Origin of the sequence: Microbacterium sp. Cr-K20 (assembly GCF_000708325.1) — a bacterium.
Taxonomy (GTDB): Bacteria; Actinomycetota; Actinomycetes; order Actinomycetales; family Microbacteriaceae; genus Microbacterium.
On the sequence record NZ_JARE01000056.1, the window covers coordinates 1 to 1250 of the forward strand.

1 protein-coding gene is annotated in these 1250 nt (G+C 64.6%); it reads left to right on the forward strand.

Annotated features, from left to right (window positions below; genetic code table 11):
* The coding region (locus GZ67_RS20830; RefSeq protein ID WP_036303467.1) for a YncE family protein at positions 1 to 1250 on the forward strand (1250 nt) is incomplete at both ends.

Sequence of the window (1250 nt, forward strand, 5' to 3'; positions counted from 1 at the left end):
TGCTGTACCTGGGCGACCAGAACAGCCGGAAGATCTTCGAGATCGACCCCGACACCGACAAGGTCCTCGGCGAGATGACACTGCCGGAGAACATCCGCGACATCGGCATCGACGACGAGAAGAACCTCCTCTACGTCGGACAGCAGAACCGCAACTGGCTCGTCGTATCCATCGCCCCCGACACCTTCGGACAAGTCGTCCGAGGACCCTTCCCCACCATCGAGTCCAACCGCTCGATCGACGTCGACCCGAAACTCGGACACGTCTACGTCGCCGTCCCCTCCCGCGGCATCGAAGTCCTCGACGCCGACACCGGAGCCTCCCTCGGAGTCATCAACGGCACCGCAGACGCCTACTACGTCGCCGCCGACCCCACCACCGGCACCGTCGTCAGCACCAAGTTCCACGACCTCACGAATGTCGTGAACGTCGAGGCCTTCGATGCCGACAACGGCTTCAAGAAACTGTGGTCCAAGGCGACTCGCGCGAACCCGCGTCAGCTCGACATCGACTCCACGAACGGTCTGCTCTACGTCGGCTACACCGGCACGGGCAAGGGCGCTGGCGGATTCTCGGTGCACGATCTCACCACCGGGAAGGCGCTCGGCGACTTCGCCGATCCGAAGTACGGCAAGGACGGCTACGGCATCACGGTCGACGAGGAGCACCAACGCGTGTTCGTCTCCAACCGCGACTTCCGCCTCAACCCGCCAGGAGAGGAACTCACCTCGGCAGCCGTCACCGTCAGCGAACGGGTGCTTCCGGAGACCCTGAGCTACGAATCGGCGGGGCACCTGGCGTCGGTGGATCGTTCGAAGGCGAGCCTGCCCGCGGGCATGGCCTACTCCGAGTCCCGCGACCTGCTGTACCTGGGCGACCAGAACAGCCGGAAGATCTTCGAGATCGACCCCGACACCGACAAGGTCCTCGGCGAGATGACACTGCCGGAGAACATCCGCGACATCGGCATCGACGACGAGAAGAACCTCCTCTACGTCGGACAGCAGAACCGCAACTGGCTCGTCGTATCCATCGCCCCCGACACCTTCGGACAAGTCGTCCGAGGACCCTTCCCCACCATCGAGTCCAACCGCTCGATCGACGTCGACCCGAAACTCGGACACGTCTACGTCGCCGTCCCCTCCCGCGGCATCGAAGTCCTCGACGCCGACACCGGAGCCTCCCTCGGAGTCATCAACGGCACCGCAGACGCCTACTACGTCGCCGCCGACCCCACCACCGGCACCGTC